The sequence below is a fragment of the Kitasatospora phosalacinea genome (assembly GCF_000716545.1).
GTDB classification, from domain to species: domain Bacteria; phylum Actinomycetota; class Actinomycetes; order Streptomycetales; family Streptomycetaceae; genus Kitasatospora; species Kitasatospora phosalacinea.
The window spans coordinates 61,878-87,050 of sequence record NZ_JNWZ01000015.1 but is presented as its reverse complement, the minus strand read 5'-3'; the positions used below and the strand labels follow the sequence as shown (position 1 = coordinate 87,050).

Below are 25,173 nucleotides of genomic sequence, written 5' to 3'. Positions count from 1 at the left end.
CAAGCCGTGACTCGCAGATCACGTGATCGCCCATCGTCGCCGACCAGTAGGTGCCCGAGTAATGCTTCTGGTCCCTGTACCAGCGGAACGTCCGCCACGGGTGAGCCGTCTGCAGCGACGCCGGCGTTACGGACGCCCAGGAACACCCTTCAATCCCGCCACCGTACCCACGAAAGCTGACAGTCGCTTCCATCCCCGCTCCCGAGTCGGAGTTGCCCCTCGGCAGCACGATGCTCCCGCCCAACCCACTGACGGGAGCACACCGGCAACACTCACTCGACCGAGGTGCGGCAGCGAGCTGCGAATCTCAGCTCAGTGTCGGATCCGACTTCGATCCGACACTGGCTGCGAGATTCCGACACGGGATTTGAGACCCTACAAGCCGTCAGGTCACGTCCCTGGTCATGTCGACGAAGCGCGAGTAGTGGCCCTGGAAGGCCACCGTGATGGTCGCGGTCGGGCCGTTGCGGTGCTTGGCCACGATCAGGTCGGCCTCGCCCGCCCGCGGGGACTCCTTCTCGTAGGCGTCCTCGCGGTGCAGCAGGATGACCATGTCGGCGTCCTGCTCGATCGAGCCGGACTCGCGCAGGTCGGAGACCATCGGCTTCTTGTCGGTGCGCTGCTCGGGGCCTCGGTTCAGCTGGGAGAGCGCGATCACCGGGACCTCCAGCTCCTTCGCCAGCAGCTTCAGGTTCCGGGACATGTCCGAGACCTCCTGCTGCCGGCTCTCGGCCCGCCGCGACCCGCCGGACTGCATCAGCTGCAGGTAGTCGATCACCACCAGCCGCAGGTCGTTGCGCTGCTTGAGCCGTCGGCACTTGGCCCGGATCTCCATCATCGACAGGTTCGGCGAGTCGTCGATGTACAGCGGCGCCGCGCTCACCTCCGGCATCCGCCGGGCCACCCGCGTCCAGTCGTCGTCGGTCATGTTGCCCGACCGCATGTGGTGCAGCGCCACCCGCGCCTCCGCCGACAGCAGGCGCATGGCGATCTCGTTGCGGCCCATTTCGAGCGAGAAGATCACGCTCGGCAGGTTGTTGTGGATCGAGCAGGCCCGCGCGAAGTCCAGCGCGAGCGTCGACTTGCCCATGGCCGGGCGGGCGGCGATGACGATCATCTGGCCGGGGTGGAGGCCGTTGGTGAGCTGGTCGAAGTCGGCGAAGCCGGTGGGGACGCCGGACATCTGGCCGGAGCGGGAGCCGATCGCCTCGATCTCGTCGAGGGCGCCCTCCATGATGTCGGCGAGGGGGGCGTAGTCCTCGTTGGTGCGCTGTTCGGTGACGGCGTAGATCTCGGCCTGGGCGGCGTTGACGATGTCGTCGACGTCGCCCTCGGCGGCGTAACCCATGCCGGCGATGCGGGTGCCGGCCTCGACCAGGCGGCGCAGGACGGCGCGCTCGTGGACGATCTCGGCGTAGTACTCGGCGTTGGCCGCGGTGGGGACGGAGTTGACCAGGGTGTGCAGGTAGGAGGCGCCGCCGACGCGGGTGAGCTCGCCGCGCTTGGTGAGCTCGCCGGCCACGGTGATCGGGTCGGCGGGCTCGCCGCGGGCGTAGAGGTCGAGGATCGCGCCGTGGATCAGCTCGTGGGCGGGGCGGTAGTAGTCGGCGGGCTTGAGCACCTCGACGACGTCCGCGATGGCGTCCTTGGAGAGCAGCATGCCGCCGAGCACGGACTGCTCGGCCGCCAAGTCCTGCGGGGGGACGCGTTCGAAGCCCTCGCCGCCGAAGCCGCCCTCGCGCTCGCCGTCCCGGTCGCGGCGCTCGCCCTTGCCGGGGAAGCGGTCACCGCCCTTGCCACCGTCGCGCCGCTGGAAGCCCCCGCCGGAGCCGCCCTCGCGGCCGCCGGAGCCGCCGTCGCGGGCGGCCGGGCCGCCGGAGCGGCGGGTGACCGGCAGCCGGTCGCCCGGGACGTCGGGGAAGGCGTCCAGCGGGAAGGCGTCGTCGGACGGCTGCCAGTCGTCCTCGGGGGGCGGCGGGGCGTCGTGGTCGTACTGGGGGCCGGTCACGCGTGTTCCCCGATCAGCGAGCGTGCGAGTTGGTGCGGGCCGGGCCGGTGGCGTACCGTCTTCGGCGCCTGTCCTTCTTACGGTACCGAGCCGACAGCGCCCGCCCCGCGCGGGTCCGTGCTGAACGGCAGCCGGGCGGGCCCGCGCCAGGCTACGCCGCGCCGATGAGTCGGGAAAGTTATCCACAGGGTGTGTGGATAACCGCCCACAGCCTGTGGAGAACTCCGCCAAAGCTGTGCACAACCCTGTGGATAACCATCCTATCGTGTCGATGTCAACCCGCTGACCTGGGACTACTCCCCATTTAGCCTGTGCATGAGAAATTCTTCACACGAGCAGGCACGCCCCCGAAGAGGCGTTCGACACACTGACCGTCCACAGCCCCAGTAAGAGTTACTGAAGCCCTTCACCCATTACCTGTGGATGAGTAGGCTGGGCCCATGCCCGTCGGATCCCCCGCCCCCGCCGCCGCCGAGCGCCGCCGACACGACCGGGAGATCCTCGCCCTGGCCGTCCCGGCCTTCGGCGCCCTGGTCGCCGAACCGCTGTTCCTGATGGCCGACTCCGCGATCGTCGGCCACCTCGGCACCTCCCAGCTCGCCGGCCTGGGCGTCGCCTCCGCCGCGCTCACCACCGTCGTCGGGGTGTTCGCCTTCCTCGCGTACGCGACCACCGCCGCGGTGGCCCGCCGGATCGGGGCCGGCGACCGGCGGGCCGCCGTCCAGCAGGGCATCGACGGGATCTGGCTGGCGCTGCTCCTCTCGGCCGGCCTGGTGGTGCTCACCCTGCTGCTCGCCCCGCAGGCCGCCCGGCTGCTCGGCGCCTCCGCCACCGCCGCCCCGTACGCCGTCACCTACCTGCGGATCAGCGCGCTCGGGGTGCCCGCGATGCTGCTGGTGCTGGCCGCCACCGGCGTGCTGCGCGGCTTCCAGGACACCCGCACCCCGCTGCTGGTCGCGATCGGCGGCTTCACCGCCAACCTGCTGCTCAACCTGGGCCTGGTGTACGGCGCGGGCCTCGGCGTGGCCGGCTCGGCCTGGGGCACCGTGATCGCCCAGAACGCGATGGCCGCGGTGTACGTCGCGGTGGTGGTCCGCGGCGCCCGCCGGGAGGGCGCGACCCTGCGGCCGGACGCCCCCGGCATCCGCGCCTCGGCCCGGGCCGGCGGCCCGCTGCTGGTGCGCACCCTGAGCCTGCGCGCGGTGCTGCTGCTGGCCACCGCGGTGGCCGCCACCCTGGGCGACGCCGAGGTGGCCGCCCACCAGATCACCATGACCGTCTGGTCCTTCGTCGCCTTCGCGCTGGACGCGGTGGCCATCGCCGGACAGGCGATCATCGGCCGCTACCTGGGCGCGGGCGACCTGCCCGGCACCCGGGCGGCGACCCGGCGGATGGTCGAGTGGGGCCTGGGCGCGGGCGTGCTGTTCGGGCTGCTGATGGTGCTGGGCCGGCCGCTGTACGTCCCGCTGTTCAGCTCCGACCCGACCGTCCGGGGTCAGCTGTCCACCGCACTGCTGCTGGCCGCGCTGACCCAGCCGGTGGGCGGGCTGGTCTTCGTGCTGGACGGCGTGCTGATGGGCGCGGGCGATGGCCGCTTCCTGGCCCTGGCGATGCTGGCCACCCTGGCGGTGTTCGTCCCGGCGGCGCTGGCGGTGCCCGCGCTGGGCCTGGGGCTGGCCGGGCTGTGGTGGGCGATGAACCTGTTCATGCTGTCCCGGGCCGCGTTCCTGGCCGGCCGGGTGCGCACCGGCCACTGGATGGTCACCGGCGCCGTCCGCGGCTGACCCCGGAACGACCGGAGGGCCGGACCCCGCGAACGGGGTCCGGCCCTCCGGCCTGGCGTGACGACTGCGCTCAGGCGGCGACGACGTTGACGTCGAGGTTGGCCTGGACGTCGGCGTGCAGCTTGACCGAGACCTTGTGGCTGCCCACGGTCTTGATCGGCGAGGCGATCGCGACGGCGCGCTTGTCCACGGCCGGGCCGCTGGCGGCCTTGATGGCCTCCACGACGTCGGCCTGGGTGACCGAGCCGAACAGGCGGCCGGCCTCGCCGGAGCGGACGGCCAGCTTGACCTGGAGACCCTCCAGCTTGGCCTTGACCTCGTTGGCGGCCTCGAGGGTCTGGATGGCGTGGATCTTCCGGGCGCGACGGATGGCGTCGACGTCCTTCTGACCGCCCTTGGTCCAGCGGATGGCGAAGCCGCGCGGGACCAGGAAGTTACGGGCGTAGCCGTCCTTGACCTCGACGATCTCGCCGGCGCTGCCGAGGCCGGGGACCTCGTGAGTGAGGATGATCTTCATTCTTCGGTCACCCTCTCTTAGCGCGCGGTGGAGGTGTAGGGCAGCAGGGCCATCTCACGGCTGTTCTTCACGGCCGTGGCGACGTCACGCTGGTGCTGGGTGCAGTTGCCGGTGACCCGGCGGGCACGGATCTTGCCGCGGTCGGAAATGAACTTCCGCAGCAGGTTCGTGTCCTTGTAGTCCACGTACGTGGCCTTGTCCTTGCAGAAGACGCAAACCTTCTTCTTAGGCTTGCGAGCAGGCGGCTTCGCCATTGTGTGCTCCGTTAAGTACGAGATCTGTCAGCGTTACCGGGCCCGAGGGGGCCCGGCCAAGCACCTTTAGAACGGGGGCTCTTCCGAGTAGCCGCCGCCGGAGTTCCCACCCCAGCTGCCGCCACCCTGGTTGGGCGAGGGGGCGCTGGACGCCCACGGGTCCTCGGACGGCCCCTGGCTGCCGCCGCCGGGGTTCCCACCCCAGCTGCCGCCGCCCTGGCCGCCCTGGCCACCGAAGCCGCCGCCACCCTGCTGGCCGCCGCCGAAGCCACTGCCGCCGCCGGTACCGCCGGAGCGGTTGGCGCGGGTGACCTTGGCGGTCGCCGAGCGCAGGCTCGGGCCGACCTCGTCGACCTCGACCTCGAAGACCGTCCGCCGCTCGCCTTCCTTGGTGTCGTAGGTCCGCTGGCGCAGCCGGCCCTGCACGATCACGCGCATACCGCGCTGCAACGACTCGGCCACGTTCTCCGCCGGCTGACGCCAGACGTTGCACGTGAGGAAGAGGCTCTCGCCGTCCTTCCACTCGTTGGTCTGGCGGTCGAAGGTGCGCGGGGTGGACGCGATGCGGAACTTCGCCACCGCGGCACCCGACGGGGTGAAGCGCAGCTCGGGGTCGTCGACGAGGTTGCCGACGAGGGTGATGACGGTCTCGCCTGCCATGTGGTGATGACCTCTCGGAAAGGAGTTCTGCGGTGCTCGTCAGCGGTGTTCCACGTGGAACACCGGACGCGAGCCCTCCGGCGCGGACGCCGGGAGTGGGCTCAGTGGGTGTCCGGGCGCAGGACCTTGGTCCGCAGAACCGACTCGCTCAGGCTGAACTGGCGGTCGAGCTCCTTGACGACCTCGGGCGTGGCCTTGAGGTCGATGACCGAGTAGATGCCCTCGGACTGCTTGTTGATCTCGTACGCCAGGCGACGACGGCCCCAGGTGTCGACCTTCTCAACCTTGCCGCCGCTGGTGCGGACGACGTTGAGGAAGCTCTCGATCAGGGGGGAGACAGCGCGCTCCTCGACCGAGGGGTCGAGGATGACCATCACCTCGTAGTGACGCATGTGTAACCCACCTCCTTTGGACTCAACGGCCACGGCATTTCCGTGGCAGGAGGGTTGTGCGCGTCGCACCGGTGGGTGAAGGCATGCGGGCACGCCCCTACACCAGTGCAGAGGGGCCAGCCTACCGGGTGAGCCGACCGGCGGACAAAACAGTTGGCTGTCGCGGTTGTCACTTCGGTCACATCGGTCGCAACCTGGACAGAACGAACGTTCCCTCCCCCAGGAGGTGGGTCCCATGGCACAGGCCGCACCCAGGCCGCGGCAGCAGCACCGGCCGCAGTTCACCCTCAACACCGACGGACACCCGCACCCGCGGGAGAACGCCCTGGTCGGCGTGACCGTGCTGCTCGGCGCGATCGCCTTCGTCACCTCGTTCTTCCACGGCCTGCACATCCTGACCTCGTGGGCCGGCCTGATCGGCGTGATCACCGGTCTGACCGGACTCTTCGTCTCGGTGACCACCGCCGAGCGGTTCGCGGTCGTCATCGGCACCGGCGCCGCCGCGTTCGGCCTATTCCTCGGAGTCGCCCACGGCGGGCTGTTCGGGGGCGCGTGGTGAGGCCCGGGCGCGGCGCGGGGTGAACCTGCGCGAGGCCGCGCAACCTCCGATGCCCTCCCGGCGTAGTACCTGTACCAGCGGGTGCGGACGGGGGGGCATCATCATGTCGGGTCGGTTCCCGGTCGAATCGGACCATTCGGGCGATAGGGTCACCATGGGTAGATCCGACGAGGAGGAGCACGCGGCATGAGCCTGCGACTGCGGACGATCACGCGCGAGGAACACCTGGACTTCATCCGGAGCCGGCCCTCCGCCAGCCACATGCAGGTGCCCTCCTGGGGGGACGTGAAGGCGGAGTGGCGCGCGGAGAGCATGGGCTGGTTCGACGCCTCCGGCGAGATCGTCGGGGCCGGGCTGGTCCTCTACCGCCAGCTGCCCAAGGTGAAGCGGTACCTGGCGTACCTGCCGGAGGGCCCGGTGATCGACTGGTTCGACCAGGACCTCGACCGCTGGCTCAAGCCGATGCTGGCCCACCTGAAGTCGCAGGGCGCCTTCACCGTGAAGATGGGCCCGCCGGTGGTGGTGCGCCGCTGGGAGGCCACCACCATCAAGGACGCCATCGCCGGCAAGCAGGCCAAGCGGCTGCGCGACGTCGAGCCGGACTTCAGCGAGCCCCGCGCCCTGGAGACCGCCGAGCGGCTGCGCCGCGCCGGCTGGCTGCAGGGCGAGGACGGCGGCGCCGGCTTCGGCGACGTCCAGCCCAGGTACGTGTTCCAGGTGCCGCTGGGCGGCCGCTCGCTGGACGACGTGCAGCGCGGCTTCAACCAGCTGTGGCGGCGCAACATCAAGAAGGCCGAGAAGAGCGGCGTCGAGGTGGTCCAGGGCGGCTTCGAGGACCTCGCGGTCTTCCACAAGCTGTACGCGGTCACCGCCGAGCGCGACCACTTCACGCCCCGCCCGCTGTCCTACTTCCAGCGGATGTGGAAGGCGCTCAACGCCGAGGACCCGAACCGGATGCGGCTGTACGTCGCCTACCACGACGGCGAGCCGCTGGCCGCCACCACGATGCTGGTCGTCGGCGAGCACGTCTGGTACTCCTACGGCGCCTCCGCCAACCACAAGCGCGAGGTCAAGCCGTCCAACGCGGTCCAGTGGCGGATGATCCGGGACTCCTACGCGCTCGGCGCGAGCGTCTACGACCTGCGCGGGATCAGCGACACCCTGGACGAGGACGACCACCTGTTCGGGCTGATCCAGTTCAAGGTCGGCACCGGCGGCCAGGCCGCGGAGTACCTCGGCGAGTGGGACTTCCCGCTCAACAAGCTGCTGCACAAGGCGCTCGACCTCTACATGTCGCGTCGCTGATCCACCTGAAGGACACCACGGGGAACACGGGGAGAACGCCATGACCTTGACGATGTACGTGGACACCGGCCGCTGGCGGGCGCACCAGCGCGGGATGCTGGCCGAGTTCGCCGGGCTGGTCCCGGTCGCCAAGGGCAACGGCTACGGCTTCGGCAACGCCCGGCTGGCCCGCGAGGCCGCCCGGCTGGGCGTCCCGACGCTGGCCGTCGGCAACACCGACGAGGCGGCGGCGGTGGCCGGCGACTTCCCCGGCGACCTGCTGGTGCTCACCCCCTACCGGGCCGGCGAACCCGGGGCGGAGCTGCCCGAGGGCCGGGTGGTGCGCACCGTCGCGCACGCCGAGGCGCTGGCCGCGCTGCCCGCCGGGAGCCGGGTCGTCATCGAGTGCATGACCTCGATGCGGCGGCACGGCGTCGCGGTCGGCGAGCTGCCCGGGCTGCCGGTGCGGCACCTGGCCGTGGAGGGCTTCGCGCTGCACCTGCCGCTGGACCGGCCGGACGGCAGCGACCCGGTGGACGAGGTGGACCGCCTGGTCCGGGCGATCGGCGAGGCCGGGCTGCCCACCGGCACCGTCTACCTCAGCCACCTGTCCGCCAAGGACGGGCTGCGGCTGGCCGGGCGGCACCCCGGCACCGACTTCCGCTCCCGGATCGGCACCCGGCTCTGGCTGGGCGAGGTGGAGGCGCTGTCCTCCCGCGCCACCGTCCTGGACGTCACCCCCGTCGCCCGCGGCGAGCGCTACGGCTACCGGCAGCACAAGGCCCCCTCCGACGGCCACCTGCTGGTCGCCACCGGCGGCACCGCGCACGGCGTCGGCCTGGAGGCGCCCAAGTACGTGCACGGGGTGCTGCCCCGGGCCAAGGGGCTGGCCCGGGCCGGCCTGGCCACCGTCAACCGGACGCTGTCGCCGTACTCCTGGCAGGGCAAGCAGCTGTGGTTCGCCGAGCCGCCGCACATGCAGGTGTCGATCCTCTTCCTGCCCGGCGAGCTCAAGCCGCCCGCGATCGGCGACGAGCTGGCCCTGGCCGTCCGCCACACCACCACCCACTTCGACCGGGTGGTCGAGCGCTAGGCCCGGTCCCGCCGCAAGCGGAGGGGGAGCCCGTCCGGTGGACGGGCTCCCCCTCCGCGTGCACGCGGGGCGCGGCTACTCGGCGGGCTCCGACGCGGGGCGGAAGCCGGCGCCCGGCTCGACCTCCGTCCCGGCGGGCCCGTCCTCCGGCTCCTTGGTCAGCCAGTCCCCGCTCGGGGCGTACGCGGCGTACGTCTCCTGCTCGCGCAGGGCCCGGGCGGAGCCGAGCACGAACCTGTCCGGGGCGCCGTCCAGCACGCCGCCGGAGGGGTCGTCGCTGCCGTCCCAGCGGACCGGGTCGCGGTCGGGCTGGAGGATGTCGCGGACCACCACGTAGCAGATGTACAGGGTGCCGACCAGGTGCAGGGCGATGGCGAAGTGGTACCACTGCTGGTCGATGCCGTGGTGCTTGGCGTCGCCGTTGTAGGCCAGGTACGACCAGACGCCGAAGAAGTACAGCACCTCGCAGGCCTGCCAGATCAGGAAGTCGCGCCAGCGCGGCCGGGCCAGCGCGGCCAGCGGGACCAACCAGAGCACGTACTGCGGCGAGTAGACCTTGTTGGTCAGGATGAAGGCCGCCACCACCAGGAAGGCCAGCTGGGCGAAGCGCGGGCGGCGCGGGGCGCTGATCGCCAGCCAGCCGACGGCCAGGCAGCCGAGCACCAGCAGGACGGCGATCCAGGTGTTCAGCGACTCCAGGTTCTTGTTGCCGCGGACGCCCTGCATCAGGATCAGCCAGAAGGAGCCGTAGTCCTCCGTGCGGGTCTGGCTGAAGCTGTAGAAGGTCAGCCAGCCCTTCCAGTTGGCCATCATGATCGGCAGGTTGACCACCAGCCAGGCGCCGGCCGCGCCGCCGAAGGCCTGGCCGAACTCCTTCCACTTGCCGGCCCGCAGGCAGAGCACCAGCAGCGGGCCGAGCAGCAGCACCGGGTAGAGCTTGGCCGCGGTCGCCAGGCCGATGAACACGCCCGCCCAGACCGGCCGGGAGCCGGACCAGTAGGCCATCGCCACGGCGGCCAGGGCGACCGCCAGCAGGTCCCAGTTGATGGTGGCGTTCAGCGCCAGGGCCGGGGCCAGCGCGAACAGCAGCGCGTCCCACGGGCGGCGGCGCTGGGCGCGGGAGGTGGCGACCACCGCGACCACGGCGCAGATCATCAGCATCCCGGCGTTGACCATCCAGAACCACTGCTCACGGCTCATCAGGTCGCCACCGTGGGTGGTCAGCCAGGCCGCGACCTGCATGAACAGGCCGGTCAGCACCGGGTACTCCAGGTACTGCATGTCCTTCGAGCCCTGCGGGATCGGGTCCAGGTAGGGCGTCAGCCCGTCGGCGAAGCCGCGGCCGGAGAACAGGTGCGGGATGTCGCTGTAACAGGCCTTGGTGTACTGGGTGGTGGCGCCGTGGAACCAGCCGTCGTTGTAGCACGGGGCCTTCTGGAACAGGCCCAGCACGTAGACCGCGATCACCGCCAGCGCGAGGAACTTGGCCGGCGTCCACCAGGACACCCCGAGCAGCGCCCGGCGGCCGGGCGGGCCGCCGAACAACTCGCTGCCGGCCTCCGCGACCGGGTCCTCGTCCGCGGGCACCACCACGGTGTTGGGCAGCGGACCGTCGGCCTGTGCGGGGCCGGGCGGCGAGGTCTCGTCACGAAGGCTGGAGGTCATGGCGCACATACTGCCGCACCGCTGTGCGCAATCGAAGAGGGGCACGGGATCGCCCTCGCGATCCGTGCCCCTCCGCGGTGTTCGCGCCGGGAACCGGCGGCTACTGGCCGGTGGTGCCGGTGGTCGTCCCGGCGGTGGTGCCGCCGTTCCTGCCGCCTCCGGTGCCGGAACTCGGTGAGGGACTCGTCCCGCCTGCGCCCGTACCGCCGGTCGTCCCGCCGTTGGTGGTGCCGCCGTTGGCGCACAGGTCGAACAGGCAGCTCGGCGAGGAGCCGGGCGAGCTCGACGGCTTCCCGGACGGCTTGCCGGTCGGGCGCGTGCTCTCGGACGGCGACGGGTCGGCCGACTGGCTCGGCGCCTGCTCGCTCGGGCTGGCCGACGCCGAGGCGGAGGCCGAGGCCGAGGCCGACGCCGAGGCGGAGGGCGAGGCGGTGGCCGGGGCCCCGGAGGAGTCGACCTCCGTGCCCCAGGTGGTCGTCGGGGGCGTGAAGTTCCGCGGATTGCCGGGGCCGACCATCTTCATGTAGCGGGTGAAGATCTCCGCCGGGTAGTCACCGCCGTGGACCTCCGCCTTGCCGCCGACGCCCCGCAGGTCGAGCCGCTCGTCCGGCTTGGTGCTCCCGTCCGGCTGCTTCTCCTTGGGGCTGACGTCGTCGCGCCACATGCCGACCGCGGTGGACAGGCTCGGCGTGTAGCCGACGAACCAGGCCGAGACGCTGTCGTCGGTGGTGCCGGTCTTGCCGGCCACCGGGAAGCCCAGCTCGTTGGTCTTGCTGCCGGTGCCGTTCTTCGCCGCGTTCTGCAGCACGTCGGTGATGGTGTCGGCGACCGCCGGGTCGAGCGCGGTCTTCGGCGTCGGCTTGGTGAAGTTCGGCTGCTCCTTGCCGTGGAACTTCAGCAGGCTCACCGAGTACGGGTCGGTCTGCTGGCCGTGCGCCGCGAACACCGAGTAGGCCGAGGCCATCCGGACCGAGCTGGGCGTCGAGGTGCCCAGCGGGAGGGTCAGCGTGTCGGCCCCCGCCAGGGTCTGCTTGCGCAGGCCGAGCTTCTCCGCCATGGCGACCACCTTGTCGCCGCCGACGTCCTGGCCGAGCTGCACGAACGGCACGTTGTACGACCACTGCATGGCCGTCCGCAGCGTCACGTAGCCCTTGTTGCCCGGATCGCTGTTGCGCTGGTGGTACGGCTGGCCGTCGTCACCGATCGCCTTGCTGCCGTCGGCGCGGTAGATCTGCGCCATGTCGTCGGCCAGGTAGCGGGAGTTGACGCTGATCTTGGCCGGCTTGCCGTCCGGTCCGTTCTTGGTGAGGACGCCGTCCTCCATCGCGGCCGCCAGCACGAAGGGCTTGAAGGTCGAGCCGACCAGCACCGAGCCGTCCGCGTTGTTGGTGTAGTGGCCGTTCTCGCTGCCGGGGCCGCCGTAGATGGCCACGATCGCCCCGTCGTTGGGCAGCACCGAGGCGGCGCCGACCTGGACGAACTTGTCCTTCTCCCGGGTGTCCGGCTTCAGGGTGGCCGCCGAGAAGTCGTCCACGGCCTTCTTCAGGGCGTCGACCTTGTCCTTCTGGAAGGTGGTGCGGATCTCGTAGCCGCCGCGGTCCAGCGCCGCCGTGGTGATGGTCGGGTCCTTGGTGGTCACGTACTGGTTGGCCATCTGGATCATGTACGTGATCTCGCCGGTGGTCTTGGTGGCGGTCTTCACCTCGATCGGCTCGGGGAAGTCCTTGCACTTGGCGCGGTCGTCGGCGGACAGCACCTTGGTGGTCACCATCCGGTCCAGGATCCAGTTCCAACGGGACACCATGCGCTCGTGGTTGGCCTTGCTCAGGCTCGGGTCGTACAGGCCCGCGCCCTTCAGCAGGCCGGCCAGCATGGCGCCCTGGCAGACGTCGACCTTGCTGGCGTCGATGCCGTAGTACGCCTGCGCGGCGGCCTGGATGCCGGTCGCGCCGCGACCGAACCAGCTGGTGTTCAGGTAACCGGTGAGGATCTGCTCCTTGGACTTCTCACCGTTGACCTTCAGGGTGATGAAGAATTCCTTGGCCTTGCGGGAGAGCGTCTGGTCCTGCGACAGGTAGACGTTCTTCACGTACTGCTGGGTGATGGTCGAACCGCCCTGGGTCTCGCCGCCGGTGGCCATCTTGTAGACGGCGCGGGCGATGCCCTTGGGGTCGATGCCGGAGTCGTTGCGGAAGGTGTCGTTCTCGGCGGCTATGACCGCGTCCTGCGCCGAGCGGCTGATCTGCGAGAGCTCGACCAGCTGCTGGTTCTCGTTGCCGGTGCGGGCCATCTCGGTGCCGTCGGCCCAGTAGTAGACGTTGCTCTGGATCTGCAGCGGGACCTTCTCGTCCGGCACCTGGACCAGCGCGTAGGCCAGGCCGACCGCGGCCACGCTGCCGCCGAAGAAGGCCAGGAACAGGCTCAGCACCAGCTTCCAGGACGGCAGCCAGCGCCGGAACCCGGACTTCCCGGACCGCGGGTAGTCGATCCAGCGCTTCTTGCCCGGCCTCCCGCCCCGGCCGGAGCCGCGGCCGTTCGGCGGGCCGCCCGCGCTGCCGCCGCCCTTGCGGGCCTGCTTGCGCATCTCCGCCCGGGTCGGCCGGGGCTGCTCCGCCGCCCCGCGCGCGGCGCGCCGGCCACCCGGACCGGGGCCCTGGGCGGGACGGCCGGACCGCCCGAGCCCGGGAGGAGCGCCGGCCGGACCGCCGGCCGTGCCCCGGTCGTACTCGGGTGCGCCCTGGACCGGGTTGCCGTACGCATACGGCCGTCCGGGGTCCGACCGCCGCGGTGGCTGCTGCTCGCCCCCGGGGTTGGCCGACCTGCGCCGGTGTTCGCTCATCTCTCCGCAGCTCCTCGGTCAGGGTGCACAGGCGAAAGAGTACGGCTCTCGAAAAGCCACCTAATCGGGCATTGGAATCCAACCGGGACGAACCGACCGCGATTCATTACATGCCCGTTGCCCAGCGGCCTTGTGATCGTGGTTACGCGTGCCCCTCTTGCTCCTTCCGTGACCCAGGGTTACTGTTGCCGATATATCGAGCCGATACATCGGCGCGACACATCGGTTCGGCATACACTGCCGGACCGGGGCCCGTACACGACGAGCAGGAACCCTCACGGAAGGAGGAAGGCGGCATGAGCCGACGCTCCGGCGTCCTCGAATTCGCCGTCCTCGGCCTGCTCCACGACGCGCCCATGCACGGCTACGAGCTGCGCAAGCGGCTCAACGTCCTGCTGGGCTCGTTCCGGGCCTTCTCGTACGGAACGCTCTACCCCTGCCTGAAGAACCTGGTCGCCCAGGGCTTCCTGGTGGAGGACAACCCGGACGTCGAGTACGTCCCGGCGACGGCGCTCAACGGCAAGCGGTCGAAGATCGTCTACCGGCTCTCCCCCGAGGGCAAGGAGCGCTTCGAGGAGCTGCTCGCCGAGTCCGGCCCGGAGGCCTGGGAGGACGAGCACTTCGGCGTCCGCTTCGCCTTCTTCGGCCAGACCGACCGGGCGGTCCGGATGCGCGTGCTGGAAGGCCGCCGCAGTCGGCTGGAGGAGCGGCTGGAGCGGATGCGCAGCTCCGTCACCCGCACCCGGGAGCGCTTCGACGACTACACCCTCGAACTCCAGCGCCACGGCCTGGAGTCGGTGGAACGCGAGGTCCGCTGGCTCAACGAGCTGATCGAGACCGAGCGGGCCACCAGGACCGGACGCAGCGCCGCGTCCCCCCCTACTTCGGACGGCCGTGGTCCGGCCGCCGGGTCGTCAGACCCGCCCGGACCACCGTACGACCGCCCGGGGCGCTCCTGACGGAGCGCTGCACCACCGCGCCGGCCCCGCCGCCCGCGGCGAGGCGCGGGCGCTCCGTGCGCCCGATCAGACAGTCAGAACAGATGTGGAACGAGGTTGCCGCCGCAGCACGGCGGACCTCATGAGATTCAGGGAGCAACCGGAATGGGTTCGGTTCGCGTAGCCATCGTCGGCGTGGGCAACTGCGCCGCCTCGCTGGTGCAGGGTGTCGAGTACTACAAGGACGCCGACCCGGCCGGTAAGGTCCCCGGCCTGATGCACGTCCAGTTCGGCGAGTACCACGTCAAGGACGTCGACTTCGTCGCCGCGTTCGACGTCGACGCCAAGAAGGTCGGCTTCGACCTGGCCGACGCCATCGGCAACAGCGAGAACAACACCATCAAGATCTGCGACGTGCCGCCGACCGGCGTCACCGTGCAGCGCGGCCACACCCTCGACGGCCTCGGCAAGTACTACCGCGAGACCATCGAGGAGTCCGACGAGGCTCCGGTCGACGTCGTGCAGGTCCTCAAGGACCGCCAGGTCGACGTCCTCGTCTGCTACCTGCCGGTCGGCTCCGAGGACGCCGCGAAGTTCTACGCCCAGTGCGCCATCGACGCCAAGGTCGCCTTCGTGAACGCCCTCCCGGTGTTCATCGCCGGCACCAAGGAGTGGGCCGACAAGTTCACCGAGGCCGGCGTCCCGATCGTCGGCGACGACATCAAGTCGCAGGTCGGCGCCACCATCACGCACCGCGTGATGGCGAAGCTCTTCGAGGACCGCGGCGTCGTCCTCGAGCGCACCATGCAGCTGAACGTCGGCGGCAACATGGACTTCAAGAACATGCTCGAGCGCGAGCGCCTGGAGTCCAAGAAGATCTCCAAGACCCAGGCCGTCACCTCCCAGATCCGCGACCGCGACCTGGGCGCCAAGAACGTCCACATCGGCCCGTCCGACTACGTCGCGTGGCTCGACGACCGCAAGTGGGCGTACGTCCGCCTCGAGGGCCGCGCGTTCGGCGACGTCCCGCTGAACCTCGAGTACAAGCTCGAGGTCTGGGACTCCCCGAACTCGGCCGGTGTCATCATCGACGCCGTGCGCGCCGCGAAGATCGCCAAGGACCGCGGCATCGGCGGCCCGATCCTCTCCGCGTCCTCCTACTTCATGAAGTCCCCGCCGGTGCAGTACTTCGACGACGAGGCCAAGGAGAACGTCGAGAAGTTCAGCGAAGCCTGCTCGCTGTGGAAGCCGTGCGCTGAGCGCAGCGAAGCCTGCTCGCTGTGGAAGCCGTGCGCTGAGCGCAGCGAAGCCTGCTCGTCGTAGCGGCTGAGCGCTGACCGGCTCCTGGCCGGGCCTTCCGGAGGGCCGTCCCGTCTCGTGCGGGGCGGCCCTCCGGCGTGCTCAGGCCCAGGCGGCGTTCCAGGTGGCCGGACCGACCACGCCGTCCGCGGTGAGCCCGTGGCGCTGCTGGAAGGCCCGGCAGACCTGGGCGGAGGCCGGCCCGTACCAGCCGTCCGCGGTGATCGACCAGCCCCGGGCGGCCATCCGCCGCTGCCACGTCAGCACGTCGTCCCCGTGCAGCATCGGCGTCCGCACCCGCAGGTACCGCCCCGGCCAGCGCGGTGGCCCGGCCGGCGGCTCGGTCGCCTGCCCCGCCGTCCGCGCGGCCGGCACTCCCCCGAGCGCCGGGTCCGCCGACACCGTCCCCTCCGGGAAGGCCGGCACCCCGTACCCGTACGGCGAGCCGGGCCCGCGCCGCGGCCGGGACTTGCGGTAGACCCCGTCGCCCTCGGCGGAGCCGCCCGCGTTGGTGTTTCCCTCCACGGTCTCGATGGCGTCGGCGTCGTAGGCGACGACGACGCCGGTGTGGGTGCCGCCGTCCGGGCCGAGGTAGAAGGGGCCGCCGAGGACGGGGTAGTCGCTCCAGCGGCCGTGGTCGCGCCACCAGGCGACGGCGGCGAGGCAGGAAGCGGTCATCGGCCAGAGGCCGTCCATGCCGGCCCGGTGGGCGGCCCAGGCTTCGAAGGTGGCGCACCAGGGTTGGCCGTCGGACCATTCGAGGCCGGGGGTCTCGGTGCTGTATCGCTGGTGGTTGTTCCAGGTGCCGTCGGGGTCGCGGCCTTCGTGGCGGCCGACCTCGCCGAGCAACAGGGCGGTGAACTCGTCCCGCATGGGAGCCTCCCGTTGTCCGAGGTGGTTCTTCCCTCCCTGGGTGCCCAACGAGCCTGCGACGGCGGGGACATCGGTGGTGCGGGAGCGCGCGGGGGGCGTTCGACCGCCCGAATTCCACGGATGTTTCACGTGAAACGGGATCGGGCTCGTGGCACCCTTGGCGGGTGATCACCGAACGGCCCCCGCGGGAGGCCACTCTGCTCGGCCTACTGTTCGGGCTGCTGCGCGGCCCCGGCTTCCGGCGCCTGCTGACCGTCCGGCTGCTCTCCCAGCTGTCGGACGGGGTGTTCCAGGCCTCGCTGGCCGCCTACGCGCTCTTCGCCCCGGACAAGCAGTCCTCCCCCGCCGAGATCGCCGCCGCGCTGGCGGTGGTGACGCTGCCGTTCTCGGTGATCGGCCCGTTCACCGGCGTGCTGCTGGACCGCTGGCGGCGGCGGCAGGTGCTGCTGACCGGCAACCTGGTCCGCTGCGCGCTCTGCCTGCTGACCGCGCTGCTGCTGCTGGGCGGGGTGCCGCACTGGGTGTTCTACACGGCGGCGCTGCTGGTGATGGGGATCAACCGGTTCGTCCTGGCCGGCCTGTCGGCGTCGCTGCCCCGGGTGGTGGAGCCGTCCGCGCTGGTCACCGCCAACGCGGTGTCGCCGACCCTGGGCACGATCGCGGCGACCGTCGGCGGCGGCCTCGGTCTCGGGGTGAGCCTGCTGGTGTCCGCCTCGGTCGCGAACGCCCTGACGGTGGCGCTGTCCGCGCTGCTGTACCTGACCGCCGCGCTGGCCGTGCGGCCGATCGCACCGAACGAGCTGGGCCCCGACCTGCACCGCGAACTCCCGCCGCTGCGAAAGGCGTTGGCGATCGCCTGGAACGACCTGCTGGCCGGTCTGCGACACCTGCTGCGGGAGTGCCGCCCGGCGGTGCGCGCGCTGGCCGCGGTGAGCCTGGCCAGGTTCTGCTACGGCGTGCTGACCGTGGTGGTGCTGATGCTGTGCCGGTACACCTTCAACCGGGCCGAGGACGTGGACGGCGGGCTGGCCACGCTGGGCCTGGCGGTCGGCATGTCCGCGGTGGGCTTCTTCCTGGCCGCGGCGGTCAGCCCGTGGGCCACCCGGAAGCTCGGCCTGCACGGCTGGATGACGCTCTGCCTGGCCGGGGCCGCGGTGTTCGTCCCGGCGCTCGGCCTGACCTTCCGGGAGGCCCCGGCGATGGCCGCGGCGCTGCTGCTGGGCGTGGTCACCCAGGGCACCAAGATCTGCACCGACACGCTGGTGCAGGAGTCGGTGGAGGACGAGTACCGGGGCCGGGTGTTCGCGCTCTACGACGTCCTGATGAACGTCTCGTACGTCGCCGCGGCCGCCGCCACCGCGCTGGTCCTGCCGCTGGACGGCCGCTCCGTGCCGGTGGTGGCGGGCCTGTCGGTGTTGTACGCGGCCGGGGCGGTGCTGTACTTCCGGGCGTCTCGCCGCCCCTGAGGGCGGGTCGGCCGCTAGGGTACGTGGGCGCACGGCAACCCAACCGCCGCCAGGGGGATCACATGAGCACACCGCCGCCGCCCGGGCCCTACGGCCAGCCCAACCCGTACGGCCAGCCCGGCCAGCCCGGCCAGCAGCCGCCGGCGTACGGCGGCCCGTCCGGTCACGCCCAGCCGCAGCCGCCCGCCTACGGGCAGCAGCCCCCGGCGTACGGCCAGCAGCCCCCGTCCGGTTACGCCCAGCCGCCCGCGTACGGCCAGCAGCCCCCGGCCCCCGGCTACGGCCAGCAGCAGCCCCCGGCGTACGGGCAGCCGCCGCAGCAGCCGTACGGGCAGCAGCCCGCCTACGGCCAACCGCCCGCCGGGGGAGGGCAGTTGCCCGCCTGGGGGCAGGAACCGCCGAAGACGCCGGGCAAGCGGCTCGGCACCGGCGCGAAGGTCCGCGGGGCCGCGATCGGCCTGGGGCTGATCGGCGTGGTCGTCGGCGGCCTGTGGTGGCTCGGCTCGCTGTTCGGCGCCGGCGACAAGGGCCCGAGCATCGGGGACTGCCTGAACACCAAGCACAAGGAGGTGTCCTGCGGCGCGTCGGACGCCGCCTGGAAGGTGCAGTACCGCGAGACCGGGAGGGGCACCCCGACGACCAACTGCAGCAAGGACCACCCGGGGACGACGCCCCACGACGGCCAGTACCGGTCGAAGAAGCGGACCTACCGCTACCGGCTGTGCCTGGCCCCGGCGGCCGCCGCGCCCGCGCCGTCCCACAGCAAGGGCTGAGCGGGCGTCAGTCCTGCGGCTGCTCCGCCCACCAGGCGCGCAGGGCGGCGACCGCCTCCTCGTGCTCCATCGGGCCGTGCTCCAGGCGCAGTTCGAGCAGGTGCCGGTAGGCCCGGCCGACCGCGGGGCCGGGGCGCAGGCCGAGCAGCTCCATGATCTCGTTGCCGTCCAGCGCGGGCCGGACCGCGTCCAGCTCCTCCCGCGCCTGGAGCGCGGTGATCCGCTCCTCCAGCGAGTCGTAGGTGCGGGCCAGCGCGGCGGCCTTGCGCTTGTTGCGGGTGGTGCAGTCGGAGCGGGTCAGCTTGTGCAGCCGGGACAGCAGCGGGCCGGCGTCGGTGACGTAGCGGCGCACCGCGGAGTCGGTCCACTCGCCGCCGCCGTAGCCGTGGAAGCGCAGGTGCAGCTCGACCAGCCGGGACACCTCGTTGACCAGCTCGTTGGAGTACTTGAGCTCGCGCATCCGCTTGCGGGTCATCTTGGCGCCGACCACCTCGTGGTGGTGGAAGGAGACCCGGCCGTCGGACTCGAAGCGGCGGGTGCGCGGCTTGCCGATGTCGTGCAGCAGCGCGGCGAGGCGCAGCACCAGGTCGGGGCCCTCGGTCTCCAGCGCGACGGCCTGTTCCAGGACGGTCAGCGAGTGCTCGTAGACGTCCTTGTGCCGGTGGTGCTCGTCGCTCTCCAGCCGCAGCGCCGGGAGCTCGGGCAGCACGTGGTCGGCCAGACCGGTGTCGACCAGCAGGCGCAGGCCCTTGACCGGGTGCTCGGCCAGCAGCAGCTTGTTCAGCTCGGCCTGGACGCGCTCGGCGGAGACGATGGTGATCCGCTCGGCCATCGCGGTCATCGCGGCGACCACCTCGGGCGCCGGGTCGAAGTCCAGCTGGGCGGCGAACCGGGCGGCGCGCATCATCCGCAGCGGGTCGTCGGAGAAGGACTCCTCGGGGGTGGCGGGGGTGCGCAGCACCCGGGCCTCCAGGTCGTCCAGGCCGCGGTGCGGGTCGACGAAGCCGCGCCCGGGCAGGTCGACGGCCATCGCGTTGACGGTGAAGTCGCGGCGCACCAGGTCCTGCTCGATCGAGTCGCCGTAGCTGACCTCGGGCTTGCGCGAGCTGCGGTCGTACGCCTCGCTGCGGTAGGTGGTGATCTCGATCAGGAACGAGCCCTCCGGGGTGTCCTTGCGGGCACCGACGGTGCCGAACGCGATGCCCACGTCCCAGACCGCGTCGGCCCAGCCCTTGACCAGCTTGAGGATCTGCTGCGGGCGGGCGTCGGTGGTGAAGTCGAGGTCGTTGCCGAGCCGGCCGAGCAGGGCGTCCCGGACCGATCCGCCGACCAGCGACAGCCGGTGGCCGGCCTCCTGGAAACGGCGGGCGATCTCGTCGGCGACCGGGGAGACCCGCAGCAACTCCTGGAGGCCGAGGGTCTGCGCCTCGGTCAGCCCCGGCAGGGCGACCCGGTCGGCGGAGCTGGAATGATTGGCGCTGGACGCATTGGCAGTGGACACGGCTCACAAGGGTACGTGCCCGGCCCGCTCCGCCGCCCTCCCGTTTCCCGCGGCAGGCCCCGGTCCGGCGGTTTCCGGGCCGGTCCGACAGTCCCCGGGCCGCGGCACCGCGGGCCGGACGGCATCGTTACCATGCCGGATGGACGCTCCTCGGCCGAGGACCGCCCGGCCGGGGCGGTCGCGGCGGTGCGTGGAGTGATCGAGACGATCGGGAACGGCGAGGACGCGCGTGGACGAGCGGACCGGGCGGAGCGCGGCGGTGGCGGCGCGCCGCGGACGGTGGACGGGCCTGCTGGCCAGGGGGTCCGCCGCGCTGCTCGCGAGCGGGCTGGTCGGTGTCCTGTGCGCCGCTCCGGCGGCCGCCGCCCCGGCCGCCGCGCCGGACTACCCGGCCGTGGTGGAGATCGACACCGTCGCGCCGCAGGTCGCGCACGAGAACGACACCGTGACGATCACCGGCAAGGTGGTCAACTCCGGTTCGGCGAGGCTCAAGTCGCCGACCGTGAAGGTGCGCCAGCCGCAGGCCCGGCCGATGAAGACCCGCAACGAGATCGCGATGGCCGAGGCGCGGACCACCCCGAGCACCCTGGACGGCCTGGCGCTGGACGACCCGGTCGACGAGGTCGGCGACCTGGAGCCGGGGCAGAGCCGGGACTTCACCCTGGCGGTGAAGGTGTCCGCGCTGAAGGTCAGGGACACCGGCCCGTACGAGCTGGCGGTGGACGTCTGGGGCAGCACCGGGGACGAGCAGTCCCACCCGCTGGGCATCGCCCGGACCTACCTGCCGTACCAGGGCCGGGACACAGCCCAGCCCTCGCAGCTGGCGGTGGTCTGGCCGCTGACCCACGCGCCGGTGCTGGTCGCCCAGACCATGCCGGACACCAACCAGACCCCGGTGCTGCGCGACGACAGCCTGGCCGCCGAGCTGACCGGTGACGGGCGGCTGAACCAGCTGGTCCGGATCGGCTCCACCATGCAGGGGCTGACCTGGGCGATCGACCCGAACCTGCTGGACACCGTGTTCGCGATGACCAAGTCGTACCGGGTGCAGAAGCCGGGCACCTCCGGTGAGTCCGCGAGCGAGGACAACACCGTCCCGGGCACCGGGCGCGAAGCGGCGACGGCCTGGCTGTCGCAGCTGCGCGAGGCGCTGACCGCCCCGGGCAACGAGGTGGTGTCGCTGCCGTACGCCGACCCCGACCTGGCGTCGATCGCGCACAACGGCGCGGGGTTGAACGGCATGGACACCGCGCTGCGCAAGGCGGTGACGGCCGGCCAGATCACCACCGAGGCCAGGCTCTCGGTGGACGCCAGGTCGGACGTGGCCTGGCCGTACCTGGGCGTGCTGGACCAGCGCACCGCGGCGGTGGCGGGCACGGCGGGCGGGCGGCTGCTGCTGGTCGACGGCGCGTCGCTGCCGGAGTCCGACCGGCTGTCCTACACGCCGGGGGCGGCCCGTCCGATCGGCAACGGGCAGACCGCGGTGGTCTCCGACTCGGCGCTCGCCGCGATGTTCCAGCAGGACCTGGGCACCGGCAGCCGGCGCACCCTGACCGAGCAGCACTTCCTGGCCGAGACGCTGGCCATCGCCCAGCAGGAGCCGGAGCACCCGCGCGGCCTGCTGGTGCTGCCGCCCCGCACGCTGGCCGTCGGCACCGCGCAGACGCTGCACGACTCGGTGCAGGAGGCCGCGAAGGGCGGCTGGCTGGCCCCGGCGACGCTGGAGAAGGTCGCCGGCATGGCCCCGGACAAGGCCGCGAACACCTCCGTCCCGGAGTCGTACCCGGCCGGGGCGAAGGGCGGCGAGCTGCCCACCGCCGAGCTGTCGGCGACCATGCAGCTCCAGGACGGCGTGGACCAGCTGATGATGGTCCTCACCCGGCCGGAGCGGGTGCGCGAGTCGTTCAGCGCCGCGATGGTGCGCTCGATGTCCACCGAGTGGCGCGACCGGCCGAAGGACGGCGCCGAGTACCGGCTCGGGGTGCGCACCTACCTGGACAACCTGAAGTCCGCCGTCCGGGTGGTCCAGAAGACCGTGGTGACCCTGCCCGGCGACAACGCGACGATGCTGGTCAGCGTGAAGAACGGGCTGTCCCAGACGGTCGGCAACCTGGAGCTGCGGGTCACCTCCACCCAGGCGAACCGGCTGCGGATCGACTACCCCATCCAGTCGGTGGTACTGGACGCCGGCACCAACTCCTCGCTCCGCTTCCCGGTCGAGGCGCAGGTCAACGGCCCGGTCCGGGTCACCGCGCAGCTGTGGACCACCGGCCCGAACGCCCGGCCCTACGGCGAGGCGATGGAGTTCACCGTGGACGTCACCTCGGTGGCCAGCGGCGTGATGTACGTGATCGCCGGCGGCACCGTGCTGATGGTCCTCGCCGGGGTCCGGTTCTACCTGCAGCGCAAGAAGCGCCGGGCGGCCGGCGAGGTGGACGAGGACCCGGACCGTCCGGTCGACGGCGCGGCCGGACCGGACGCCGGGCGGCCGTCCGACGCGGACCCCTCGTCCGCGGTGGATGACACCGATCGGGTCTCCGGTGATGAGAAGGTGGATCACTAGGCCGCCCCACCCCCCGGGCGCCCATCCCCTCTCTGACGTGGATTGGTGGCATGAACGAGCGGAGCGATCGAGCAACCCAGGACCAGGGCGGCGGCCGGCCCCAGGAGAACGCGGGCGGCCCCCGGTCCGCCGCCCCCGCGGAACCGGCCGCCGACTGGTACGTCGCCGACACCTACGCCCACGACCCCTACGCCGCCGGGGCGTTCGGCAGCGCGGACCCGTACGGCGCGATCGACCTGCCGGGCGCGGGACCGGACGAGACGGACACCCCGGAGGGGTCGGCCGCGGTGCCCGGCCAGCCCGGCCGCGCGACCGAGCCCACCCTGCGGCTGACCGCCCCGGCCCCGCGCTGGGCGACGATCGCCGCCGAGGTCGCGGCGGAGGCCGAGGCGGAGGCCGAGGCACTTGCCGGGGCACCCGCCGAGGCGCCGGAGCGGGAGGGGCCCGAGCGGGAGCCGTCCCGGGAGGCGGGGGGCGCCGCCGGGGCCGGGACGGAGAAGGCTGCCGGGCCGCCCCGCTGGGAGGTCCCGACCGAGCCCGAGCCCGTGGACGACTACGTCGGGGTGGACGCCCTGCTGTCGACGACCGCCGCCGAAGACCCCGGGACTTCCGAGGCTTCCGAGGACCCTGAGGCCCCCGGGGACCGGGCCGGGGACGGGAACGAGGAGCCCGGGCCCCGTCCGCACCCGTACGTGCCGCCGATCGAGTTCGACCCGCCGCTGTCCGAGGAGGAGGCGGTGATGCGGGCCGACGCGGCCGTGCTGGAGGCCAACGCGGCCGCCGCCCTGACCACCGGCCCGCCGGCGCCCGTCCCCGCGTCCGGAGCGGACACGGGCACCGACACCGACACCGAGACCGTCCCCGACAGCGGCAGCGGCAGCGGCGGTGGTGGTGGCGGTGGCGGTGGCGGTGGCGGCGCGGCCAGGGTCGCCGGGCTGCTGAACTCCAGCGCCGTGATGGCCGCCGGCACCCTGGTCTCCCGGGGCACCGGCTTCCTGCGCACCATGGTGATCGCCGCCGCGATCGGCGTGGCCTCGATGGGCGACTCGTACAACGCCGCCAACACCCTGCCCACCCTGCTGTACATCCTGATCGGCGGCGGCGCGCTGAACGCGGTGTTCGTGCCGCAGCTGGTGCGCAGCATGAAGAACGACGAGGACGGCGGCACCGCCTACGCGAACCGGCTGCTCACCCTGGTGGTGACCGGCCTGGCGGGCGTGGTGTTCGTGGCGGTGCTGGCCGCGCCGGTGCTGGTGCAGCTGATCTCGCACGCGCTGATGCGCGACCGGGCGAGCGCCGACACCACGGTGGCGCTGGCCAGGTACTGCCTGCCGACCATCTTCTTCATGGGCGTGCACGTGGTGATGGGCCAGATCCTCAACGCCCGCGGCCGGTTCGGCGCGATGATGTGGACGCCGGTCCTGAACAACGTCGTGGTGATCTTCACCTTCGTGATGTACATCGCGGTGTACGGCACCTTCCAGCACACCGAGGTCACCCCGCAGTCGATCTCCCCGGAGGGCGTCCGGCTGCTCGGCATCGGCACCGCGCTGGGCCTGGCCGTGCAGGCGCTGGCGATGATCCCGTACCTGCGGGCGGCGGGCTTCTCGTTCCGGCCCCGGTTCGACTGGCGCGGCCACGGTCTGGGCAAGGCCGCCCGGCTCGCCAAGTGGACCTTCCTGTTCGTGCTGGCCAACCAGGTCGGCTTCCTGGTGGTCACCCAGCTGGCCACCGCCTCCGGCAAGGCCGCCGAGCAGGACGGCCACCTCGGCGTCGGCCTGGCCGCGTACTCCAACGCGCTGCTGATCTGGCAGCTGCCGATGGCGGTGATCACCGTCTCGGTGATGAGCGCGGTGCTCCCCCGGCTCTCCCGGGCCGCCGCCGACCAGGACTCCGGCGCCGTGCGCGACGACCTCTCCTACGGCCTGCGCACCTCGGCGGTGGCGATCGTCCCGGCCGCGTTCCTGTTCCTGTCGCTGGGGCCGGTGATCGGCTCCTCGATCTACGGCCTGGGCAACGGCGGCGCGGTCGCCCACGGCACCACCGCGATCGGCTACATGCTCTCCGCGTTCGCCCTCGGCCTGGTCCCGTACTCGGTGCAGTACGTGCTGCTGCGCGGCTTCTACGCGTACGAGGACACCCGCACGCCGTTCTCCAACACCGTCTGGGTGGCGCTCACCCAGGCCGCCACCGCGGTGCTGTGCTGGCTGGTGCTGCCGGCGCAGTGGGCGGTCACCGGCATGGCGCTGGGTTACGGCCTGTCCTACGCGGTCGGCGTGTCCGTCGCGGTGCCCAAGCTGAAGGCGAAGGTCGGCGGCCTGGACACCGCCCGGATCACCAAGACGTACGTCCGGCTGGCCATCGCCTCGCTGCCCGCCGCCGCCGTCGGCCTGGCCCTGGAGCTGCTCGCCCTGCAGGTGCTGGACGGCTGGACCGGCAACGTGCTGACCCTGCTGGTCGCGGGCGGCGCGCAGCTCGCGGTGTTCCTGGTGCTGGCGCGCAAGATGCGCATCGAGGAACTGGGCGCACTCACCGGAATGGTCCGCAGGAGGCTCGGCCGCTGAACGACCCGCGGGCGGCGGATTGACGTGACGTCAACCCGGACGAGGGCGAACCGTCGGAACCTCAGTACGCTTCTCCTGGGCCGGAGTCGGGGAACACCCCCGGTTCCGGCCCATTCGTCTGCTGTTCCGCCGGATGTGGGC

At 72.0% G+C, this 25,173-nt stretch carries 18 protein-coding genes and 1 pseudogene; 10 read left to right on the top strand and 9 right to left on the bottom strand.

The features are described from left to right. Positions 1 to 385 precede the first annotated feature (385 nt). On the bottom strand, positions 386 to 1,930 hold the full coding sequence (gene dnaB / locus OO48_RS09710) for a replicative DNA helicase (RefSeq protein WP_051731966.1): 1,545 nt from the start codon (positions 1,928 to 1,930) through the stop codon (positions 386 to 388). A 518-nt stretch (positions 1,931 to 2,448) separates the two neighbouring features. On the opposite strand from dnaB, the gene OO48_RS09705 reads away from it, so the two are divergent. After that, positions 2,449 to 3,792, top strand: coding sequence for an MATE family efflux transporter (locus OO48_RS09705; RefSeq protein WP_033214213.1), 1,344 nt, complete (start codon positions 2,449 to 2,451; stop codon positions 3,790 to 3,792). 70 nt (positions 3,793 to 3,862) lie between these two features. Here the strand turns inward: OO48_RS09705 and rplI are convergent, their stop codons facing one another. From rplI to rpsF, 4 genes are all read right to left on the bottom strand, one after another. After that, entirely contained in the window at positions 3,863 to 4,309 is a 447-nt protein-coding gene (gene rplI / locus OO48_RS09700; RefSeq protein WP_033214212.1) for a 50S ribosomal protein L9, read from the bottom strand. 17 nt (positions 4,310 to 4,326) lie between these two features. Further along, positions 4,327 to 4,563, bottom strand: a complete 237-nt coding sequence (gene rpsR, locus OO48_RS09695; RefSeq protein ID WP_033214207.1) for a 30S ribosomal protein S18 — start codon at positions 4,561 to 4,563, stop codon at positions 4,327 to 4,329. Between the two features lie 66 nt (positions 4,564 to 4,629). After that, the gene (locus OO48_RS09690) at positions 4,630 to 5,223 is read right to left on the bottom strand and encodes a single-stranded DNA-binding protein (protein WP_033214206.1); all 594 of its coding nucleotides are present in this window, start codon (positions 5,221 to 5,223) and stop codon (positions 4,630 to 4,632) included. A 101-nt stretch (positions 5,224 to 5,324) separates the two neighbouring features. Beyond that, complete coding sequence (gene rpsF, locus OO48_RS09685) at positions 5,325 to 5,615, bottom strand: 30S ribosomal protein S6 (RefSeq protein ID WP_030457607.1); 291 nt, start codon at positions 5,613 to 5,615, stop codon at positions 5,325 to 5,327. Positions 5,616 to 5,850: 235 nt separating this feature from the next. On the opposite strand from rpsF, the gene OO48_RS09680 reads away from it, so the two are divergent. The 3 genes from OO48_RS09680 (at position 5,851) to OO48_RS09670 (ending at position 8,551) form a co-directional block, all read left to right on the top strand. Beyond that, positions 5,851 to 6,174 (top strand): hypothetical protein, encoded by a 324-nt coding sequence (locus tag OO48_RS09680; RefSeq protein ID WP_033214205.1) that lies wholly within the window; start codon positions 5,851 to 5,853, stop codon positions 6,172 to 6,174. A 186-nt stretch (positions 6,175 to 6,360) separates the two neighbouring features. Then, complete coding sequence (locus OO48_RS09675; RefSeq protein ID WP_033214204.1) at positions 6,361 to 7,479, top strand: lipid II:glycine glycyltransferase FemX; 1,119 nt, start codon at positions 6,361 to 6,363, stop codon at positions 7,477 to 7,479. A gap of 40 nt (positions 7,480 to 7,519) precedes the next feature. Then, positions 7,520 to 8,551, top strand: coding sequence for an alanine racemase (locus tag OO48_RS09670; RefSeq protein ID WP_033214202.1), 1,032 nt, complete (start codon positions 7,520 to 7,522; stop codon positions 8,549 to 8,551). A 75-nt stretch (positions 8,552 to 8,626) separates the two neighbouring features. Here OO48_RS09670 and OO48_RS09665 read toward each other — a convergent pair whose 3' ends face one another. Then, positions 8,627 to 10,225 (bottom strand): glycosyltransferase family 87 protein, encoded by a 1,599-nt coding sequence (locus tag OO48_RS09665; protein ID WP_245194575.1) that lies wholly within the window; start codon positions 10,223 to 10,225, stop codon positions 8,627 to 8,629. Between the two features lie 91 nt (positions 10,226 to 10,316). Further along, positions 10,317 to 12,800: a transglycosylase domain-containing protein gene (locus OO48_RS09660; protein ID WP_051731934.1), complete on the bottom strand. Its 2,484-nt coding sequence runs from the start codon at positions 12,798 to 12,800 to the stop codon at positions 10,317 to 10,319. A 551-nt stretch (positions 12,801 to 13,351) separates the two neighbouring features. On the opposite strand from OO48_RS09660, the gene OO48_RS09655 reads away from it, so the two are divergent. Next, positions 13,352 to 14,014: a PadR family transcriptional regulator gene (locus OO48_RS09655; protein WP_033214199.1), complete on the top strand. Its 663-nt coding sequence runs from the start codon at positions 13,352 to 13,354 to the stop codon at positions 14,012 to 14,014. Positions 14,015 to 14,158: 144 nt separating this feature from the next. Beyond that, a pseudogene (locus OO48_RS09650) lies at positions 14,159 to 15,217 on the top strand (inositol-3-phosphate synthase); the annotation flags it as partial. A gap of 177 nt (positions 15,218 to 15,394) precedes the next feature. On the opposite strand, the gene OO48_RS39645 reads toward OO48_RS09650, so the two are convergent. Beyond that, the gene (locus OO48_RS39645) at positions 15,395 to 16,165 is read right to left on the bottom strand and encodes a peptidoglycan-binding domain-containing protein (protein WP_033214197.1); all 771 of its coding nucleotides are present in this window, start codon (positions 16,163 to 16,165) and stop codon (positions 15,395 to 15,397) included. A 164-nt stretch (positions 16,166 to 16,329) separates the two neighbouring features. Here OO48_RS39645 and OO48_RS09640 point away from each other — a divergent pair, with 164 nt between their 5' ends. Then, positions 16,330 to 17,631 carry an MFS transporter gene (locus OO48_RS09640; RefSeq protein ID WP_081952015.1) on the top strand — a complete coding sequence of 434 codons (1,302 nt, stop codon included), beginning with the start codon at positions 16,330 to 16,332 and terminating at the stop codon, positions 17,629 to 17,631. A 62-nt stretch (positions 17,632 to 17,693) separates the two neighbouring features. Further along, entirely contained in the window at positions 17,694 to 18,404 is a 711-nt protein-coding gene (locus tag OO48_RS39190; protein ID WP_051731933.1) for an LppU/SCO3897 family protein, read from the top strand. A 7-nt stretch (positions 18,405 to 18,411) separates the two neighbouring features. Here OO48_RS39190 and OO48_RS09630 read toward each other — a convergent pair whose 3' ends face one another. Next, positions 18,412 to 19,848: a CCA tRNA nucleotidyltransferase gene (locus tag OO48_RS09630; protein WP_033214434.1), complete on the bottom strand. Its 1,437-nt coding sequence runs from the start codon at positions 19,846 to 19,848 to the stop codon at positions 18,412 to 18,414. A gap of 286 nt (positions 19,849 to 20,134) precedes the next feature. On the opposite strand from OO48_RS09630, the gene OO48_RS09625 reads away from it, so the two are divergent. Together OO48_RS09625 and murJ are read left to right on the top strand one after the other, a co-directional pair. Then, positions 20,135 to 22,468 (top strand): DUF6049 family protein, encoded by a 2,334-nt coding sequence (locus OO48_RS09625; protein ID WP_051731932.1) that lies wholly within the window; start codon positions 20,135 to 20,137, stop codon positions 22,466 to 22,468. A gap of 50 nt (positions 22,469 to 22,518) precedes the next feature. After that, the gene (murJ, locus tag OO48_RS09620; protein ID WP_033214195.1) at positions 22,519 to 25,032 is read left to right on the top strand and encodes a murein biosynthesis integral membrane protein MurJ; all 2,514 of its coding nucleotides are present in this window, start codon (positions 22,519 to 22,521) and stop codon (positions 25,030 to 25,032) included. The last annotated feature ends 141 nt before the right edge of the window (positions 25,033 to 25,173 follow it).

Excerpts from the sequence above, each read along its gene's own strand:
- OO48_RS09705 (WP_033214213.1), top strand. The coding sequence starts at position 2,449 with ATGCCCGTCGGATCCCCCGCCCCCGCCGCCGCCGAGCGCCGCCGACAC.
- OO48_RS09660 (WP_051731934.1), bottom strand. The coding sequence starts at position 12,800 with ATGCGCAAGCAGGCCCGCAAGGGCGGCGGCAGCGCGGGCGGCCCGCCG.
- OO48_RS09690 (WP_033214206.1), bottom strand. The coding sequence starts at position 5,223 with ATGGCAGGCGAGACCGTCATCACCCTCGTCGGCAACCTCGTCGACGAC.
- OO48_RS09655 (WP_033214199.1), top strand. The coding sequence starts at position 13,352 with ATGAGCCGACGCTCCGGCGTCCTCGAATTCGCCGTCCTCGGCCTGCTC.
- rplI (WP_033214212.1), bottom strand. The coding sequence starts at position 4,309 with ATGAAGATCATCCTCACTCACGAGGTCCCCGGCCTCGGCAGCGCCGGC.
- OO48_RS09675 (WP_033214204.1), top strand. The coding sequence starts at position 6,361 with ATGAGCCTGCGACTGCGGACGATCACGCGCGAGGAACACCTGGACTTC.
- OO48_RS09670 (WP_033214202.1), top strand. The coding sequence starts at position 7,520 with ATGACCTTGACGATGTACGTGGACACCGGCCGCTGGCGGGCGCACCAG.
- murJ (WP_033214195.1), top strand. The coding sequence starts at position 22,519 with ATGAACGAGCGGAGCGATCGAGCAACCCAGGACCAGGGCGGCGGCCGG.
- OO48_RS09680 (WP_033214205.1), top strand. The coding sequence starts at position 5,851 with ATGGCACAGGCCGCACCCAGGCCGCGGCAGCAGCACCGGCCGCAGTTC.
- rpsF (WP_030457607.1), bottom strand. The coding sequence starts at position 5,615 with ATGCGTCACTACGAGGTGATGGTCATCCTCGACCCCTCGGTCGAGGAG.
- OO48_RS09665 (WP_245194575.1), bottom strand. The coding sequence starts at position 10,225 with ATGTGCGCCATGACCTCCAGCCTTCGTGACGAGACCTCGCCGCCCGGC.
- OO48_RS39645 (WP_033214197.1), bottom strand. The coding sequence starts at position 16,165 with ATGCGGGACGAGTTCACCGCCCTGTTGCTCGGCGAGGTCGGCCGCCAC.
- rpsR (WP_033214207.1), bottom strand. The coding sequence starts at position 4,563 with ATGGCGAAGCCGCCTGCTCGCAAGCCTAAGAAGAAGGTTTGCGTCTTC.
- OO48_RS39190 (WP_051731933.1), top strand. The coding sequence starts at position 17,694 with ATGAGCACACCGCCGCCGCCCGGGCCCTACGGCCAGCCCAACCCGTAC.